Genomic DNA, 15,146 nt, shown 5'->3' with positions numbered 1-15,146 from the left:
CAAGAGCACCCTCACCCCAGCCCTCTCCCGCAAGCGGGAGAGGGGGCTGTTCGTGCCACCGGGGCGTCCGGCGTGGTCGGTGAATCCCATCGCGGACAAGGTCCGCTACGCCCGTGCTTCCCTGTAACCATAGGAGCGGACCTTGTCCGCGATTCGGATTTCCAGAGAAACATCCGAGCGCACCCAAACGCCCCTTCAGCAGGCCGAGCGAAACCGGCGCTCAGGAGGTCATGCGACATGGATGTCGCGAGAGCCCCGATGGGCTACAGGGACGTACCCTCGGGGCGGGCCTCCGTGGCGGGGGAGTTCGTGAGGGTAGCCCGGCTCCATCGGGCCCGTATGCCGGGGCAAGCCTTTTTGGTTACTTTTGTGGCGACTGACAAAAGTGACTCGCCCGAGGGGGCGAAACAAGACGGTCGGGCAGACTCGGAGCGGCGCGCTACACCAAGCCCCCACGCCACTGGGCTCCCGCATTCGCGGGAATAACGAGGTTAAGGGAAGCGCGAAGGGACAAGATTCGCGAGCAAGCTCTCTCCCACGAAAATCAATTCCCGCCCAGCACCTCACCCCGCCCGGAAGATCAGATGCTCTTCCCAGTCATCCTCAGCCACCACAGTCTCGCTGAGCATCCGCCCCGACTGCGAAATCCGCTCATGATGCACCGCATCGGGATCACCGCAGACCAGGTGATGCCACAACGGCAGGTCCTTGCCCTCGGCCACCAGGCGGTAACCGCAGGTCGGCGGCAGCCAGCGGAACTCATCGGCCTGGGCCGGGGTGAGCTGGATGCAGTCGGGCACGCTGGCGCGGCGGTTGGCGTAGTCGGTGCAGCGGCAGGTCTTCAGGTCCAGCAGCTTGCAGGCGATGCGCGTGTAGTAGACGGTGCCGTCGTCCTCGTCCTCGAGCTTCTGCAGGCAGCACAGGCCGCAGCCGTCGCACAGCGACTCCCACTCCTGCTGGTCGAGCTGTTCGAGGGTCTTGCGTTTCCAGAAGGGTTCGACTTTGGCGGCCATCGTTTTTCTAGGTAGGGCTTTTCACGGGGGCGCCAAGTCTATGCCCAGGCGCCGCGCCGGCCAAGCGCAGGTGACCGCCGGAGCGCTTGCCAGGGGCCGCGCGGCTGGGTAGCTTTCCCCCACCATCAGGCCCGAGCGGGCCGCCGCCTCACCCACGATCCGCGATGCCCAGCCGTCCACGGCACCATCCCCCTTTGCCAGCAGGAGCCGCCATGAGCGCCAATCCCCGCGTTGCCGACTATCCCATCGACCCGCAGTTCATCAATCGCTGGTCGCCCCGCGCCTTCAGTGGCGAGAGCATCCCCGAGGAAACCCTGCTGGGCTTCCTCGAAGCCGCGCGCTGGGCGCCCTCCTCGTTCAACTCGCAGCCCTGGCGCTTCCTCTACGCGCGCCGCGACACGCCGAACTGGCAGCGCTACCTGGACCTGCTGGGCGAGTTCAACCGCGGCTGGGCGCAGAACGCCGCGGCGCTGGTGATAGTGCTGTCCAAGACCACCTTCGCCCCGCCCGGCTCCAGCGAAGAGAAACCGGCGCTCTGGCACACCTTCGACACCGGCGCGGCCTGGGGCTTCCTGGCCCTGCAGGCGAGCCTGGCCGGCTGGCACAGCCACGGCATGGCCGGCTTCGACCGCGAGGCCACCCGCGTCGAACTGAAGGTACCGGACGACCACGAGATCCACGCCGCCATCGCCATCGGCAGGCTCGGCGACAAGTCGATCCTCTCGGAAAGCCTGCAGGCGCGCGAAGTCCCCAGCCCGCGCCGGCCGCTGGAGCAACTGGCCGCCGAGGGCGATTTCAGCCTGTGAGGGACAGGGCGCCCCGCACGGGGCGCCCACTTTCAATAGCCGCGGGTGAAGTCCACCTCGCCGCGCATGGGCTGCCCGGCCCAGAAGCGCGACAGGTTCTCGCGGAACAGCTCCACCATCGGCCCCGGCAGTGTCGGCGCGGCGGTGTGGCCGGTGAGCAGCAGGCGCGGCGCGCTCCAGAACGGGTGCTGCGGCGGCAGCGGCTCCTGGCGGCAGACATCGATGACGGCGCCGGCCAGGCGATTGTTTTCCAGGGCGCTGATCAGGTCGGCATCGACCACCGCAACACCGCGCCCGGCGTTGATGAACAGCGTCGAGGGCTTCATCCGCTGGAACAGCGCCAGGTCGAAGATGTCCTGGGTATCCGGGGTGTCGGGCAGCAGGTTGACCACGTAGTCGGCGGTTTCCACCAGACGCGGCAACTCGTCCAGCGCGCCCACCCGCTGGAACGGCTGCAGCGGCCGCGGCGTGCGCGCCACGCCGGTCAGCTCGACGCCGAAGGCCGCCAGCATGTGCGCCACGGCCAGGCCGATTTCGCCGGTGCCCACCAGCAGCACGTGGCGGCCACGCAGGCTGCCGGGGGCGCGGTCGTCCCACTGGCTGCCGACCTGGCTGGCCAGGCGGCCGAGGAACTGGCGTTCGTGGGCCAGCATGTAGGTCAGCAGGTATTCGCTCATCACCTGGCCGAAGATGCCCACCGCGCGGGTCAGGGCATAGTCCTTGGGCAGGTCGTCGGCCAGCAGCGGGGTGATGCCGGCCCAGGTGGACTGCACCCAGACGGGGTGCACGCCCTTGCGCAGCAGCTGCGCCACCAGGTCGGGCTCGCCCAGCCATACCGGGCATTCGGCGGCGGCCTCGACGAGGTTGTCGGGTTTGTCGCCGGATACCACGCTGAGACCGGGCTCGGCAGCCATGGTCAGCGCGGCGTAGAGGGTGTGTTCGCGATCGAGGATGAGCAGGCGCATGGTCTAGATCGCACCGGGGTGGCAAGGCGTAGGCACGTTGATTGGCATTGTCGTTATCGTCCCTGCATGCAGCGGCGATTTTGTGCGAGTTGAACGAAGGGCCTGTAGACCGGCAGGAAGCCCAGGCGTTCCGCCTGCTCAGGCAATTTCTGACGCAATAATGCTCTTGAGCCTACAACTTGCACAGCAATTTCGTACCAATTCGCGAAAGCGACGGCTTTTCGACGCCTGAGAGCCTGTCTACGGTCTCGCGAGCTAGAGCAGAACAAGGCGAAAACAGGCGAGGGAGCGCAGTTTAGGCCGCTAAATGAGCATCACTCGCCTGTTTTCAACGCAGTTATGCCGACGCGCAGCAGGGCGTAGACAGGTTCTCAAAGTGGGTCGTTCATGCGCAGCAACTCTTCGGGCAGGTGCTCGATGTATTCCTCCTCCACTGGAGGCATCTGCAGGTGGAAGCCCTGCTTCTCGATGTTCTCCAGCACCTTGTGGATATCTTCGCGGGCCAGCTTGCGCTCGGGGCTGAGCACCAGGTCGAAGGCGTGCTGCGGCGCGCCGAACGCCGCCAGCAGCGCCTCGGGCACGCGGCTCAGGGCCTCGCGCTTGTCGACGTACAGGTACATCTCGTTCTTGCGCGGGCTCTTGTAGATGGAGCAGATGCGTTTCATGGTTTCTCCGGGGCGGCCAGGCAGTCCAGCAGGGCCTGGCCCATCAGTTCACGGCGCCAGCCCTGCAGGGAATCGGGCAGGCGGTAGGGGCCATCGGGGTAGCCGGTCTTGAGCAGCGCCTCGAGAATCTTCTTGCGCAGCATCAACTCCGGGGCCATGCCCTGGCGCTCGGCCTCGCGCTGGCCGACCTCGCGCAGTTGCTTGAGCAGCGGCGCCACCTCGCGCGGCAGCGGCTCGGGCAGCGGCTCGGGCCATTGCTCGGCGGGCAGCGCGGCGGCATGGGCGAGCAGCGCCAGCAGGGTGTCGCCGTCCTGGCGCACGGTGCGCGGGTGCATCTCGTCGATGCGCGACAGCGCCAGCTTGTCCTTCGGCTGCAGGCGCGCCAGCGGCCACAGCGTCTGCTCGCGCAGGATGCGGTTGCGCGGCTGGTTGCGCAGGCGCGCCTGTTCCTCGCGCCAGGCGCAGAGTTCACGCAGCACGGCGAGTTGCTGCGGGGCCAGCTTCCAGGCCAGCTTGACGTCGCGCCAGGCCTGGCGCGGGTCGCTGACGCGGGTCTGGTTGGCGACCAGGTCGGCGCCATCGGCCAGCAGCCAGGCCAGCTTGTGCTCGGGCAGGCGCGGCGCCAGCTTCACGTAGACCTCGGCCAGGTGTTGCACGTCCTCCGCGGCGTAGCGCACCTGCATGTCGGTCAGCGGGCGCTGCAGCCAGTCAGAACGCGTCTCGTCCTTGGGCAGGTCCAGGCCGAGGATTTCCAGCACAAGCTTGGAATAGCCCATGGAATGCGCCATGCCCAGGTAGGCGGCGGCCAGTTGGGTGTCGAACAGCGGCTGCGGCAGGCTGCCGGTCAGGCGCTGGAAGACTTCCAGGTCCTCGCCGCAGGCATGGAACACCTTGACCACCGAGGACGCCTCCAGCACCTCGGCGAAGGGCGACCAGTCGCGGATCAGCAGCGGGTCGATCAGCCACGCCCGCTCGCCGTCGCCGACCTGCACCAGGCCGGCTTCGGGGTAAAAGGTATCGACGCGCATGAACTCGGTATCGAGTGCCAGGTACGGCCTTTGTTTCCAGTCCCGGCATTGCTGCGCCAGGCTGGCATCGTCGCGGATCCACCGGATATCGAGGGCGCTCACGAACATCTCCTTGCTTCACGTGGAGCGCAGTATATCGGGCTGGATGATGTCCGAGCATTCCGCTTTTGCCTACAAGGCTGTACAGACGCGAACGAAGGCTTATCTTTCCTGCCCCAGGACCCATGACAAGAGCCTTCATGATGAAGAAATTCGCAAGCCTGCTGGTATTGCTGATCGCCGCCGCCGCGGTCTACCTCGCCATCACCCCCAGCCCCATCGACCCCGTGGCCTGGAACCCGCCGCCGGCGCCGCCGATGACCGGCGTGCTGGAACCCAACGACACCCTGATGAAGGCCGAGCTGCTCGGTCTGGGCCAGGTGAAGGGCCCGGAGGACACCGCGGTGGATGCCCAGGGCCGCGTCTACGCCGGCCTGGACGACGGCCGCGTGGTGCGCCTGGACAACGGCCAGGTCACGACCTTCGCCGAGACCGGCGGCCGCCCGCTGGGCATGGACTTCGACGCCCAGGGCAACCTGATCGTCGCCGACGCCTGGAAGGGCCTGCTGAAGATCGACGCGCAGGGCAAGATCACGGTGCTCAGCACCGAGGCCGACGGCGTGCCCTTCGCCTTCGCCGACGACCTGGACATCGCCAGCGACGGGCGCATCTACTTCAGCGACGCCTCCAGCCGCTTCCACCAGCCCGACTACATCCTCGACTACCTGGAGACCCGCCCCCACGGCCGCCTGCTGCGCTACGACCCGGCGACCGGCAAGACCGAGACGCTGCTCAAGGACCTGTACTTCGCCAACGGCGTGACGCTGTCGGCCAACGAGGACTTCGTGCTGGTCAACGAGACCTACCGCTACCGCATCGCCCGCTACTGGCTGAAAGGCCCGAAGGCCGGGCAGCAGGACATTTTCATCGACAACCTGCCGGGGCTGCCGGACAACCTCCAGGGCGACCGCAAGGGCACCTTCTGGGTGGCCCTGCCGACGCCGCGCAAGGCCGACGCCGACTTCATCCTCGCCCAACCCTGGCTCAAGCGCCAGCTGACCAAGCTGCCGCGCGCGCTGCTGCCCAAGCCGGTGCCCTATGGCCTGGTCATCGCCGTGGACGAGAACGGCCAGATCGTGCGCAGCCTGCACGACACCAGCGGCCAGCACCTGCGCATGATCACCTCGGCCAAGCCGGTGGGCGACTACCTCTACTTCGGCAGCCTGGAAAACGACCGCATCGGCCGCCTGAAGATTCGCTGAAGCGCCTCAGCCCAGCGCCAGCGGCTCCTCGCGGGCCGCTTCGGCGCATTTCGCGGCGCCCGGCTCCAGCAGTTCCTGCATGCGCCCGCGGACTTCGCCCATCAGGGCGTCCAGGCCCTTCCCGTGGAAGGCCGCGGCGTCCACCGGGCGGCCCACCAGCAGGTCCACTGGCTGGCCCAGGTTGAGGTCGAAGGTGCGCGCCGGCAGCACCCGGTGGATGCCGCGGATGGCCACCGGGATGATCACCGCGTCGGTGTCCAGGGCCAGGCGGAAGCAGCCCTTCTTGAACGGCAGCAGGCGCCCGTCGTCCGAGCGGGTGCCTTCCGGCGCCGCCCACAGCACTATGCCGCTCTCCATCATTTGCCGCGCGCGCTGCAGGTCGGCGCGGGCGCGCTGGCTGTTGTGCCGGTCGATGGAGGGGAACTCGGCGGCGCGCATGGCCCGGCCGAGCACCGGGATGCGGTACAGCTCACTCTTGGCCAGCATGCGGATCGAGCCGGGCAGCGCGGCGAAGCTGGCCGGGATGTCGTAGTGGCTGGAATGGTTGCAGAGGATCATGTAGCGCCGCCCGTCGCCGAAGTCCGGCATGGCCCCGTGCACGCTCAGGCGCATACGCACCAGGCGCAACAGCAGGCCCGACCATTGGCGGGTGTAGCGGTCCACGCGCTCGCGGCGCAGGCGGCCGATGGCGGCCAGGGACAGCACCAGCAGGCTGTAGTAGAGGGTGATCAGGCCGGTCGCCAGGGCGATGGCGCAGACGCGCGCCCGCGAGGCCGCCTGGGTCGCCGGTTGCAGACTGAACATGGGCGAAAACTCCATCGGATCGAAGAAAGCCGCCGCGAACCGGCGTTTTCCATTGCACAAGCCTTATGATGCGCGAGGAAACCGTCACGACACAGGAACCCGCACGATGTCACTCGCCCGCCTGCTCAGCCCGCAACAACTGGCAGCCCGCCTGGACGAACCCGGCCTGCTGATCCTCGACTGCCGCTTCGCCCTGGACGACCCGGGCTACGGCGCCCGCGTGTTCGCCGAGAACCACATTCCCGGCGCCCAGTACGCCGACCTCGAACGCGACCTCTCGGCCCCGGTGGTCAAGGGCGTGACCGGCCGCCACCCGCTGCCCAACGCCGACGCGCTGATCCAGCGCCTGCGCGCCTGGGGCCTGGACAACAGCGACGAGGTGGTGCTCTACGACGACGGTCCCGGCGCTTTCGCCGCCCGCGCCTGGTGGCTGCTGCTGTGGCTGGGCAAGCGCGACGGCGTGTACCTGCTCGACGGCGGCATGAACGCCTGGCGCGCCGCCGGCCTGCCGCTGACCACCGCCGAGCCGGCGGTGCCGACGGGCGCCTTCCACGGCGAGCCGGACAACGGCCTGCTGATCGACGCCGGCGAACTCTCGGCGCTGCTGGCCGACCCGCAGCTGCCGCTGATCGACGCCCGCGCCGAACCGCGCTTCCGCGGCGAGGTGGAGCCCATCGACCCGGTCGCCGGGCACATCCCCGGCGCGCAGTGCGCGGCCTTCACCGACAACCTCGGCAGCGACGGCCGCTTCCTGCCGCCGGCGCAGTTGCACCAGCGCTTCGCCCACCTGCTGCGCGGCCGCCCGGCCCAGGAGCTGGTGGCCTACTGCGGTTCCGGCGTCACCGCCTGCCACAACCTGTTCGCCCTGAGCCTGGCCGGCTATCCCCTGGGCCGTCTCTACGCCGGCTCCTGGAGCGAGTGGATCACCGACCCGCGGCACCCGGTGGCCACCGGCGCCTGACGCGCCGCCCCAGGCCGCATCTGGCGCGGCCTGGGGCTCCTTTCCCGACGCGGTAACCCATTCCCGGTTAATCACATCGAGGAATATGCCTGCGCTGCAGAAAGTCAAAACAATTTAAAAACAGTCCTTTACAGCAGGTTTATCGCACTACACTTCAAATCGAGCGGCTAAGTCCGCTTACGGCGGGGCCCAGGAGAACATCAGAAGCTGCCAAGACGCCCAGCCCCGCCGTTCTATAGAGGGACAAGACCATGGGAATCGCCGCCTGCGACCTGCGACAGCACGTCATCCGGCCCACCCTGCTGTACCTGGAACGTCACAGCGGGGCGGCCGAGGCGCTGTTGCTGGGAGCGGCGGCCTGTCAATCGGCGCTTGGCAGCAGCCTGGACAGCGGCCGCGGACACGGCCTTTTCCGCATCGACGAACACCGCCACCAACAGCTCTGGGATCGCTACCTGGCCCTGGACCCGAACCTCGCCAGCCGCGTGCGCGGCCTGGCCAGCCAGCACGCCTTCCTCGACGCTCCGCACCTGGAACTGACCGTGAACCTGCGCTACAGCACCGCCATCGCCTGGATGCTGGTGGAATCCCAACGCCTGCCACTGCCCGAAGCCTGCGATCACCTCGGCCAGGCCAGGGTCTGGCGACGGGTCTTCCAGCCCCACGGCCACCTGCGTGATTTCCTCGACGCCTGGCAGGCGTACATCGGCGATTCGCTCCTCGCAGCCTGACCACGATCAATGACCGATCAGTCAACTTTCGTTTACATACATTAACGAAGGGAAAACCTCGCACAAGGACGGTACTTTACGCGCAGATGCCCGATATAGAGCCCCCAGAGGTACTACCAAAGGCCTGGGAATCTTGGTAGCTTGCGCGCCGTTGACCACAGGAGTTGCTCTTACAATGAAAACAACATGGCTCAAAACCACTCTCGCACTGACGATTAGCGCTGCCTCTGCCCAGGCCCTGGCCAACGGCATCGCCATCAACGAACAGAGCGCCAGCGGCGCCGGCACCGCCTACGCGGGCCGTGCTTCCTCGGCGCTCGACGCCAGCACCATCTACGGCAACCCGGCCGGCCTGACCAAGCTCAAACGCACCGAAGTCAGCGGCGGCCTGGCCATCGTCGACGCCAAGGACGACATCAGCGGCGCCTCCGGCCCGGGCTCCAACAAGGGCGATTCCGTGCCCCTGGCTGCCGTACCGTTCGGCTACTTCTCCACGCCGATCAACGAAGACTTCACCGTCGGCCTGGGCATCTACGTGCCCTACGGCATCATCAACGACTACGAGAACGGCTTCCAGGGCAGCTACCACGGCTCCTACAGCAAGGTCCAGGTGATCACCGTCCAGCCGACCATCGCCTACAAGATCAACGACAAGGTCTCCGTCGGCTTCGGCCCGACCTTCAACCGCATCGACGGCCAGTTGAAGAACGACCTGGCGACCAATGTGCTCAACGGCGGCAATGGCGACACCCACATCGACATCAAGGGCGACGACACCGCACTGGGCTACAACCTGGGCGTGATGGTCGACCTGACCGACGACACCACCTGGGGCCTGACCTACCACTCCAAGGTCGACTACCACCTGGGCGGCCACACCAAGGTCAAGAACGCCCCTGGCGCCCTGGGCCTGAACGGCAGCTACGACGCCAAGCTGGACATCACCCTGCCGGAATCCGTGGATACCTCCATCACCCACAAGTTCAACGACAAGTGGACCGGCTACATCGGCGCCGTGTGGACCCGCTGGAGCCGCCTGGAAGCCATCGAAGTGCGCAACAGCGGCGTACCGGCCCTGGGCCAGGCACTGGGCTTCGGCACCATCGGCGAAGACCTGAAGTGGCACGACACCTGGTCCGGCTCGATCGGCGCGTCCTACCAGCTGAACCCGGAATGGGTGCTGCGCGCGGGCTACGCCTACGACCCGTCGCCGACCGACAACGACTACCGCAACGTGCGCATCCCGGTGGGTGATCGTCAGATCGTCACCTTCGGCGCCGGCTGGTCGCCGAACCCGGACCTGACCGTCGACTTCGCCTACGCCTACCTGTGGGAAGACACCGCCAGCGTCAACGTCAAGGACGGCACCGGCATCGGCCTGCAACCGGCCTACAGCGCCAAGTACGACAACAGCGCCAACGGTCTGACCGCGCAAGTGACCTATCGCTTCTGATAGGCGCGAGCGCACGGGGAAGAGCCGGGCAGATGCCCTGATGCTGTTTCCTTAAAAAGAATGCCGTTTCTCTCCATGGGGGAAACGGCATTTTTTCATTTGGGATGGGGCTATTGCTTCGCTTGCGGCTTAGCCCCGCGCGCCCAACCTAACCCCGTCATTCCTGCGAACGCGGGAACCCAGCTACCTCAGCTTGGGTGTTTCTGCGCCGCACCGAGTCCGCGGAGATTTTTTGTTTCGCCCCCTCGGGCGAGTCCCTTTTGTCAAACGCCACAAAAGGAACCAAAAAGGCTTGCCCCGCATACGGGCCCGACGGAGTCGGGCTACCCTCACGAACTCCCCCGCCACGGAGGCCCGCCCCGAGGGTACATCCCTGTAGCCCGCGGGGCTCTCGCGACATCCATGTCGCATGACCTCCTGAGCGCCGGTTTCGCTCGGCCTTCTGAAGGGGCACTCCGGTGCGCTCGGATGTTTCTCTGGAAGTCCCAAGAGCAAACGCGCTTTTGCTTTTGCTCTTCGTAGGAGCGAGCTTGCTCGCGAAGGGAGTTTCCCGGCGGCTGCGGTGTTTTGGATCGACTCCGCTCCCTCTCCCTAACCCTCTCCCTGAAGGGAGAGGGGACCGTTCGGAGCGCTTGGGTATTCCCGCATCAGCCGGCAGCTCCGGCGCTTCCGGCTAAAACCATTGTCGACGTTGGCACGGACAAGCCCCCTCTCCCTTCAGGGAGAGGGCTGGGGAGAGGGCGCTCTTTGCAGAGCCCCAACCCCCGCCTCACCCCCTACGCTCCCGCGTGGGAATGACGAGGAAGCGTATCAGGATGACTCCAAACTCCCCACTCGCTCAGGACAGCCCCCTCTCCCTCCGGGAGAGGGCTGGGGTGAGGGAGCGGAGCCAGGCTTGGCACCTCCGCTGAACCAAGCATCGTCCAGCTCTTCCATCTTCACGGCTGGCTGGCGATGGCCTTCTCGATGGCGGCCTGCAAAGCCGGATCGTCCGGCTTGGTCAGGCTGGGGAACTGCGCCACCACCTTGCCCTGGCGGTCCACCACGTACTTGTAGAAGTTCCAGCGCGGCGCCTGGTCGGCCTGGCGTGCCAGCTCGCGGAACAGCGGGATGGCGTCGTCGCCGCGCACCGGCTGCACCTGGGTCATGTTGAAGGTCACGCCGTAGTTGCCGTAGCAGACCTGGGCGGTCTCGGCGGCGTCGTCAGCCTCCTGCTTGAAGTCGTCCGAGGGCACGCCCAGCACTTCCAGGCCCTGGCCCTTGTAGCGCTGGTAGATCGCCTCCAGGCCCTTGAACTGTGGGGTGAAGCCGCAGTGGCTGGCGGTGTTGACCACCAGCAGCGGCTTGCCGGCGTAGAGCCCGCAAAGGTCGAGGTCGACCTTCGAGCGCAGCTTCTGCAGGTGCCCCTGCTGCGCCAGCAGCGGCGGGCAGTCGGCAGCCTGGGCGGCCAGGGGCAGGCAGCACAGCAGGCCGAGGAACAGGTAGCGGGACATGGCGATTCTCCTTCTTCGATCGAAGGACGCTACTCCCCTGCCCCGCCCGCGGCAATCCTCAGAAGCAATGGCCCAGGCCGGCCTGCAACAATGCCAGGCCGCCATGCCGCCAGCCCCACCAGGCCAGGCCCAGCAGCGCCGCGGCCAGCACGGCCGCGCCCAGGCGCAATAGCGGCCTCACGCTACCTCCGCGGCGCCCAGGCGCGCCACCGGGCGCTCGCGCACCGGCCAGTTGAGCAGGCCGGCGAGCAGCGAGAGGAGAATGGCGATCCGCCAGACCAGGTCGTAGTTGCCGGTGTGGTCATAAACGTAGCCACCCAGCCAGCCGCCGAGGAAGGCGCCGATCTGGTGGAACAGGAAGGTGATGCCGCCGAGCATCGACAGGTTGCGCACGCCGAACAGGGTGGCCACGGTGCCATTGGTCAGCGGCACCGTGGACAGCCACAGCAGGCCCATGGCGATGCCGAAGGCGTAGGCCGTCCACACCGTCAGCGGCGCCCAGAGGAAGGCCAGGATCACCAGGCCGCGGATCAGGTACAGCCCGGTCAGCAGCTTCGGCTTGCTGAAGCGCCCGCCGAGCCAGCCGGCGATGTAGGTGCCGAACACATTGAACAGCCCCACCAGCGCCAGCACCGTGGTGCCGACGGTGGCCGGCAGGTGGCGGTCCACCAGGTAGGCCGGCAGGTGCACGCCGATGAACACCACCTGGAAGCCGCAGACGAAGAAGCCCAGCGACAGCAGCCAGAAACCGGAATGCCCGCAGGCCTCGCGCAGCGCCTCGCCCAGGGATTGCTCGTGGGATTGCACCGGCAGCGGCTTGTCGCGCATCAGCCCGGCCAGCGGCACGATCAGCGCCACCAGCAGGCCGAGGGCGAGCAGCGCCGCCGACCAGCCGAGCCAACCGATCAGGCCGAGAGTGCCGGGCAGCATGGCGAACTGGCCGAAGGAGCCGGCGGCGGCGGAAATGCCCATGGCCATGCTGCGCCGCTCCAGCGGCACGGCGCGGCCGACGGCGCCGAGGATGACCGAGAAGGAGGTGCCGGACAGGCCGATGCCGATCAGCAGCCCGGCGGACAGCGACAGGCTGGTTGCCGAGTCCGAATAGCCCATCATGACCAGGCCCAGGGCGTACAGCAGGCCGCCCACCAGCACCGCGCGCGCCGCGCCGAAGCGGTCGGCCAGGGCGCCGGTGAAGGGCTGGGCGATGCCCCAGATGAGGTTCTGCAGGGCGATGGCGAAGGCGAACACCTCGCGGCCCCAGCCGAACTCGGCGCTCATGGGCGCGAGGAACAGGCCGAAGCCGTGGCGGACGCCCAGGGACAGGGTCAGGATCAGGGCGCCGGACAGCAGTATCCAGAAACCCGCACGCGACAGCTTGGACATTGTTCTTCTCGCTCCAACAGGGGTATATACCCGCATTCATCCATACGAACGCCTTGGCAGGGCGTTCAATCGAGGGCTTCCAACTCCCCCAGCAGCGCCATCAGCTGCTCGCGGCGCTCCACCCCGAGGCGTTCGTACATCCGCCGCTGCGCCGCTTCCCAGGGCTGCGCGCCCTGCTCCAGGCGCTCGCGCCCGGCGGCGGTGAGCAGCACCAGGCGGTTGCGCTGGTCGCCGACATCGCCCTGCAGCTCCACCAGGCCCTCGGCCTGCAGCGGCCGCAGGTTGCGCCCCAGGGTGCTGCGGTCCAGGCCCATGGCCTCGGCCAGTTCGGAAATGCTCGGGCGCTCCAGGCGCGCCAGGTGGCGCAGCAGGGAAAACTGCGCGACCGTCAGCCCGATGCCCTGCAGGGCATCGTCATAGACGCGGGTGACACCTCGGGCGGCGCGGCGCAGCTGGGTGCAGAGGCATTGGGTGGTCAGCATGATACGTGTATATACCCGCGACACCCGTGAAGGTCAATCGCGGTCGATTGTCCGATCTGCCAGGCGCCGGCTGTTGCCGCTGCCAAGGCCAGGCCGGGTGCGCGGCCGTATAACTGCGCCACCGTCCTTCCGAGATCACCGCGATGCCCGTCTACAAAGCCCCGCTGCGCGACACCCGCTTCCTGCTCAACGAGGTCTTCGACTTCCCCGAGCACTACCGCAACCTGATCAACGGCGCCGAGGCCACGCCGGACATGGTCGACGCCATCCTCGGCGAATGCGCGAAGCTCTGCGAGGAAGTGATCGCCCCGCTTTACCACTCCGGCGACGAGGAAGGCTGCCACCTGGAGAACGGCGAGGTACGCACGCCCAAGGGCTTCAAGGAAGCCTACGACGCCTACGTGGCCGGCGGCTGGCAAGGCCTGTCGCACCCGGTGGAATACGGCGGCCAGGGCCTGCCGATGAGCCTGGGCGCGCTCAAGCAGGAAATGCTCGGCACCGCCAACTGGCCCTTCTCCATGTACCCGGGGCTGTCCCTGGGCGCCATGAACACCCTGATGCAGCACGGCACCGAGGAGCAGAAGCGCACCTACCTGACGCCCCTCACCGAAGGCCGCTGGGGCGGCACCATGTGCCTCACCGAACCGCAGTGCGGCACCGACCTGGGCCAGGTGAAGACCCGCGCCGAACCCAACGCCGACGGCAGCTACGCCATCACCGGCACCAAGATCTTCATCTCCTCCGGCGAGCACGACCTCACCGAGAACATCGTGCACATCGTCCTCGCCCGCCTGCCCGACGCGCCCAGGGGCACCCGCGGCATCTCGCTGTTCATCGTGCCCAAGTTCCTGCCCGGCGCAGGCGGCGGCCTCGGCCCGCGCAACGGCATGGTCTGCGGCGCGCTGGAGAAGAAGATGGGCATCAAGGCCTCGGCCACCTGCGTGATGAACTTCGACGGCGCCACGGGCTTTCTCATCGGCCCGGCGAACAAGGGCCTGGAATGCATGTTCACCTTCATGAACAGCGCGCGCATCGGCACCGCCATCCAGGGCGTGGCCACCGCCGAGCTGGCCTACCAGGGCGCCCTGGCCTACGCCCGCGAGCGCCGCTCGATGCGCGCGCTGTCCGGCGCCAAGGAACCGGAACAGGTGGCCGACAGCCTGATGCACCACGGCGACGTGCGGCGCATGCTGCTGACGCAGAAGGCCGTGGCCGAGGGCGGCCGCGCGCTGGTCTACCTGGCCACGCAGTACGCCGACAAGATGATCCAGGGCCTGCTCACCAGCGACAACGCCGAGTACGAGCGCTGGGACGACAAGCTCGGCTTCCTCACCCCGATCCTCAAGGGCTGCCTCACCGAACTGGGCCTGGAGAGCGCCAACCTGGGCATGCAGGTGTTCGGCGGCCACGGCTACATCCGCGAGCACGGCATGGAGCAGATCGTCCGCGACGCGCGCATCGCCACGCTCTACGAAGGCACCACCGGCATCCAGGCGCTGGACCTGCTCGGGCGCAAGGTGCTGCTGATGACCCAGGGCAAGGCGGTGCGCGACTTCACCAGGATCGTGGGCAAGTTCGCCATGGGGTTGCTCAAGGAAGAACCGGCCATGCGTGGTCGCGCGCTGACGCTGCTGAAGCTATGCGCGCAATGGAACCTGCTGACCTTGCGCATCGCCCTGAGCGCCCGCAAGCAGCGTGACCTAGTGGGCACCGCCAGCCACGACTACCTGATGTTCTCCGGCTACGTCGCCCTGGCCTACGCCTGGGCCCTGCAGGAAGCCACGGCCCGCAAGCGCCTGCGCCAGGGCGGCAGCGAGTCCAGCGACTTCTACAAGGCCAAGATCGCCACCAGCGACTTCTACTTCGCCCGCCTGCTGCCCCGCGCCAAGGGCCACGCGGCGGTCATGGGCAAGCCGGTGCGTTCGGTGATGGGGCTGAAGGCGGAGCATTTCGCCTTCGAGTGATCCGGGACGCCCGCCAGGTCCCGGCAGTCGTCGTAGGATGGGTTGAGCTTGCGAAACCCATGCGGTCATGGCGATGGGTATCGCTTCGCTCACCCCA

15 protein-coding genes are annotated in these 15,146 nt (G+C 67.5%); 6 read left to right on the top strand and 9 right to left on the bottom strand.

Annotated elements, in window-relative coordinates; genetic code table 11:
- Positions 1-563: 563 nt before the first annotated feature.
- Positions 564-1,013 (bottom strand): YcgN family cysteine cluster protein, encoded by a 450-nt coding sequence (locus tag PM1_RS08835; RefSeq protein ID WP_009623592.1) that lies wholly within the window; start codon positions 1,011-1,013, stop codon positions 564-566.
- Between the two features lie 212 nt (positions 1,014-1,225).
- Between PM1_RS08835 and PM1_RS08830 the strand changes: the two genes are divergently transcribed.
- Positions 1,226-1,819: a nitroreductase family protein gene (locus PM1_RS08830; RefSeq protein WP_009623593.1), complete on the top strand. Its 594-nt coding sequence runs from the start codon at positions 1,226-1,228 to the stop codon at positions 1,817-1,819.
- Positions 1,820-1,851: 32 nt separating this feature from the next.
- On the opposite strand, the gene PM1_RS08825 is transcribed toward PM1_RS08830, so the two are convergent.
- The 3 genes from PM1_RS08825 to rnd form a co-directional block, all read right to left on the bottom strand.
- Positions 1,852-2,784 carry a D-2-hydroxyacid dehydrogenase gene (locus PM1_RS08825; protein ID WP_009623594.1) on the bottom strand — a complete coding sequence of 311 codons (933 nt, stop codon included), beginning with the start codon at positions 2,782-2,784 and terminating at the stop codon, positions 1,852-1,854.
- Positions 2,785-3,155: 371 nt separating this feature from the next.
- Positions 3,156-3,449, bottom strand: coding sequence for a YcgL domain-containing protein (locus PM1_RS08820; RefSeq protein WP_009623596.1), 294 nt, complete (start codon positions 3,447-3,449; stop codon positions 3,156-3,158).
- Positions 3,446-4,585, bottom strand: a complete 1,140-nt coding sequence (gene rnd, locus PM1_RS08815) for a ribonuclease D (RefSeq protein ID WP_043300128.1) — start codon at positions 4,583-4,585, stop codon at positions 3,446-3,448. Before rnd ends, PM1_RS08820 begins: the two co-directional genes overlap by 4 nt.
- 134 nt (positions 4,586-4,719) lie before the next feature.
- On the opposite strand from rnd, the gene PM1_RS08810 reads away from it, so the two are divergent.
- A complete protein-coding gene (locus tag PM1_RS08810) occupies positions 4,720-5,778 on the top strand; it encodes an SMP-30/gluconolactonase/LRE family protein (protein ID WP_043300334.1) in 1,059 nt (352 codons plus the stop codon).
- 6 nt (positions 5,779-5,784) lie between these two features.
- Here the strand turns inward: PM1_RS08810 and PM1_RS08805 are convergent, their stop codons facing one another.
- Entirely contained in the window at positions 5,785-6,582 is a 798-nt protein-coding gene (locus tag PM1_RS08805) for a lysophospholipid acyltransferase family protein (RefSeq protein ID WP_009623602.1), read from the bottom strand.
- A 106-nt stretch (positions 6,583-6,688) separates the two neighbouring features.
- Here PM1_RS08805 and PM1_RS08800 point away from each other — a divergent pair, with 106 nt between their 5' ends.
- The 3 genes from PM1_RS08800 (at position 6,689) to PM1_RS08790 (ending at position 9,727) form a co-directional block, all read left to right on the top strand.
- Positions 6,689-7,543: a sulfurtransferase gene (locus PM1_RS08800; RefSeq protein ID WP_009623604.1), complete on the top strand. Its 855-nt coding sequence runs from the start codon at positions 6,689-6,691 to the stop codon at positions 7,541-7,543.
- A 251-nt stretch (positions 7,544-7,794) separates the two neighbouring features.
- Positions 7,795-8,274 (top strand): hypothetical protein, encoded by a 480-nt coding sequence (locus PM1_RS08795; protein WP_009623606.1) that lies wholly within the window; start codon positions 7,795-7,797, stop codon positions 8,272-8,274.
- 175 nt (positions 8,275-8,449) lie between these two features.
- Positions 8,450-9,727: an outer membrane protein transport protein gene (locus tag PM1_RS08790; protein ID WP_009623609.1), complete on the top strand. Its 1,278-nt coding sequence runs from the start codon at positions 8,450-8,452 to the stop codon at positions 9,725-9,727.
- A gap of 938 nt (positions 9,728-10,665) precedes the next feature.
- Here PM1_RS08790 and PM1_RS08785 read toward each other — a convergent pair.
- The 4 genes from PM1_RS08785 to PM1_RS08775 all read right to left on the bottom strand — a co-directional run bounded on the left by PM1_RS08785 (position 10,666) and on the right by PM1_RS08775 (position 13,085).
- Entirely contained in the window at positions 10,666-11,220 is a 555-nt protein-coding gene (locus PM1_RS08785; RefSeq protein WP_009623611.1) for a glutathione peroxidase, read from the bottom strand.
- Between the two features lie 58 nt (positions 11,221-11,278).
- On the bottom strand, positions 11,279-11,401 hold the full coding sequence (locus PM1_RS31065; protein WP_024128567.1) for a hypothetical protein: 123 nt from the start codon (positions 11,399-11,401) through the stop codon (positions 11,279-11,281).
- Positions 11,398-12,594, bottom strand: a complete 1,197-nt coding sequence (locus tag PM1_RS08780) for an MFS transporter (protein ID WP_152604515.1) — start codon at positions 12,592-12,594, stop codon at positions 11,398-11,400. Before PM1_RS08780 ends, PM1_RS31065 begins: the two co-directional genes overlap by 4 nt.
- A 74-nt stretch (positions 12,595-12,668) precedes the next feature.
- A complete protein-coding gene (locus tag PM1_RS08775) occupies positions 12,669-13,085 on the bottom strand; it encodes a MarR family winged helix-turn-helix transcriptional regulator (protein ID WP_009623615.1) in 417 nt (138 codons plus the stop codon).
- A 143-nt stretch (positions 13,086-13,228) separates the two neighbouring features.
- Between PM1_RS08775 and PM1_RS08770 the strand changes: the two genes are divergently transcribed.
- Positions 13,229-15,049, top strand: a complete 1,821-nt coding sequence (locus PM1_RS08770; RefSeq protein WP_009623618.1) for an acyl-CoA dehydrogenase C-terminal domain-containing protein — start codon at positions 13,229-13,231, stop codon at positions 15,047-15,049.
- Positions 15,050-15,146: the final 97 nt, after the last annotated feature.

Source organism: Pseudomonas sp. M1, from assembly GCF_022760135.1.
GTDB lineage: Bacteria > Pseudomonadota > Gammaproteobacteria > Pseudomonadales > Pseudomonadaceae > Pseudomonas > Pseudomonas citronellolis.
The sequence above is the reverse complement of the archived record's forward strand: the minus strand, read 5'-3'. Positions and strand labels throughout refer to the sequence as shown.

Bases quoted from the DNA above. Each gene is read 5' to 3' on its own strand.
- PM1_RS08785 (WP_009623611.1), bottom strand. From the start codon at position 11,220: ATGTCCCGCTACCTGTTCCTCGGCCTGCTGTGCTGCCTGCCCCTGGCC.
- PM1_RS08805 (WP_009623602.1), bottom strand. From the start codon at position 6,582: ATGTTCAGTCTGCAACCGGCGACCCAGGCGGCCTCGCGGGCGCGCGTC.
- PM1_RS08795 (WP_009623606.1), top strand. From the start codon at position 7,795: ATGGGAATCGCCGCCTGCGACCTGCGACAGCACGTCATCCGGCCCACC.
- rnd (WP_043300128.1), bottom strand. From the start codon at position 4,585: ATGTTCGTGAGCGCCCTCGATATCCGGTGGATCCGCGACGATGCCAGC.
- PM1_RS08810 (WP_043300334.1), top strand. From the start codon at position 4,720: ATGAAGAAATTCGCAAGCCTGCTGGTATTGCTGATCGCCGCCGCCGCG.
- PM1_RS08825 (WP_009623594.1), bottom strand. From the start codon at position 2,784: ATGCGCCTGCTCATCCTCGATCGCGAACACACCCTCTACGCCGCGCTG.
- PM1_RS08830 (WP_009623593.1), top strand. From the start codon at position 1,226: ATGAGCGCCAATCCCCGCGTTGCCGACTATCCCATCGACCCGCAGTTC.
- PM1_RS08835 (WP_009623592.1), bottom strand. From the start codon at position 1,013: ATGGCCGCCAAAGTCGAACCCTTCTGGAAACGCAAGACCCTCGAACAG.
- PM1_RS08820 (WP_009623596.1), bottom strand. From the start codon at position 3,449: ATGAAACGCATCTGCTCCATCTACAAGAGCCCGCGCAAGAACGAGATG.
- PM1_RS08775 (WP_009623615.1), bottom strand. From the start codon at position 13,085: ATGCTGACCACCCAATGCCTCTGCACCCAGCTGCGCCGCGCCGCCCGA.
- PM1_RS08770 (WP_009623618.1), top strand. From the start codon at position 13,229: ATGCCCGTCTACAAAGCCCCGCTGCGCGACACCCGCTTCCTGCTCAAC.
- PM1_RS08790 (WP_009623609.1), top strand. From the start codon at position 8,450: ATGAAAACAACATGGCTCAAAACCACTCTCGCACTGACGATTAGCGCT.
- PM1_RS08800 (WP_009623604.1), top strand. From the start codon at position 6,689: ATGTCACTCGCCCGCCTGCTCAGCCCGCAACAACTGGCAGCCCGCCTG.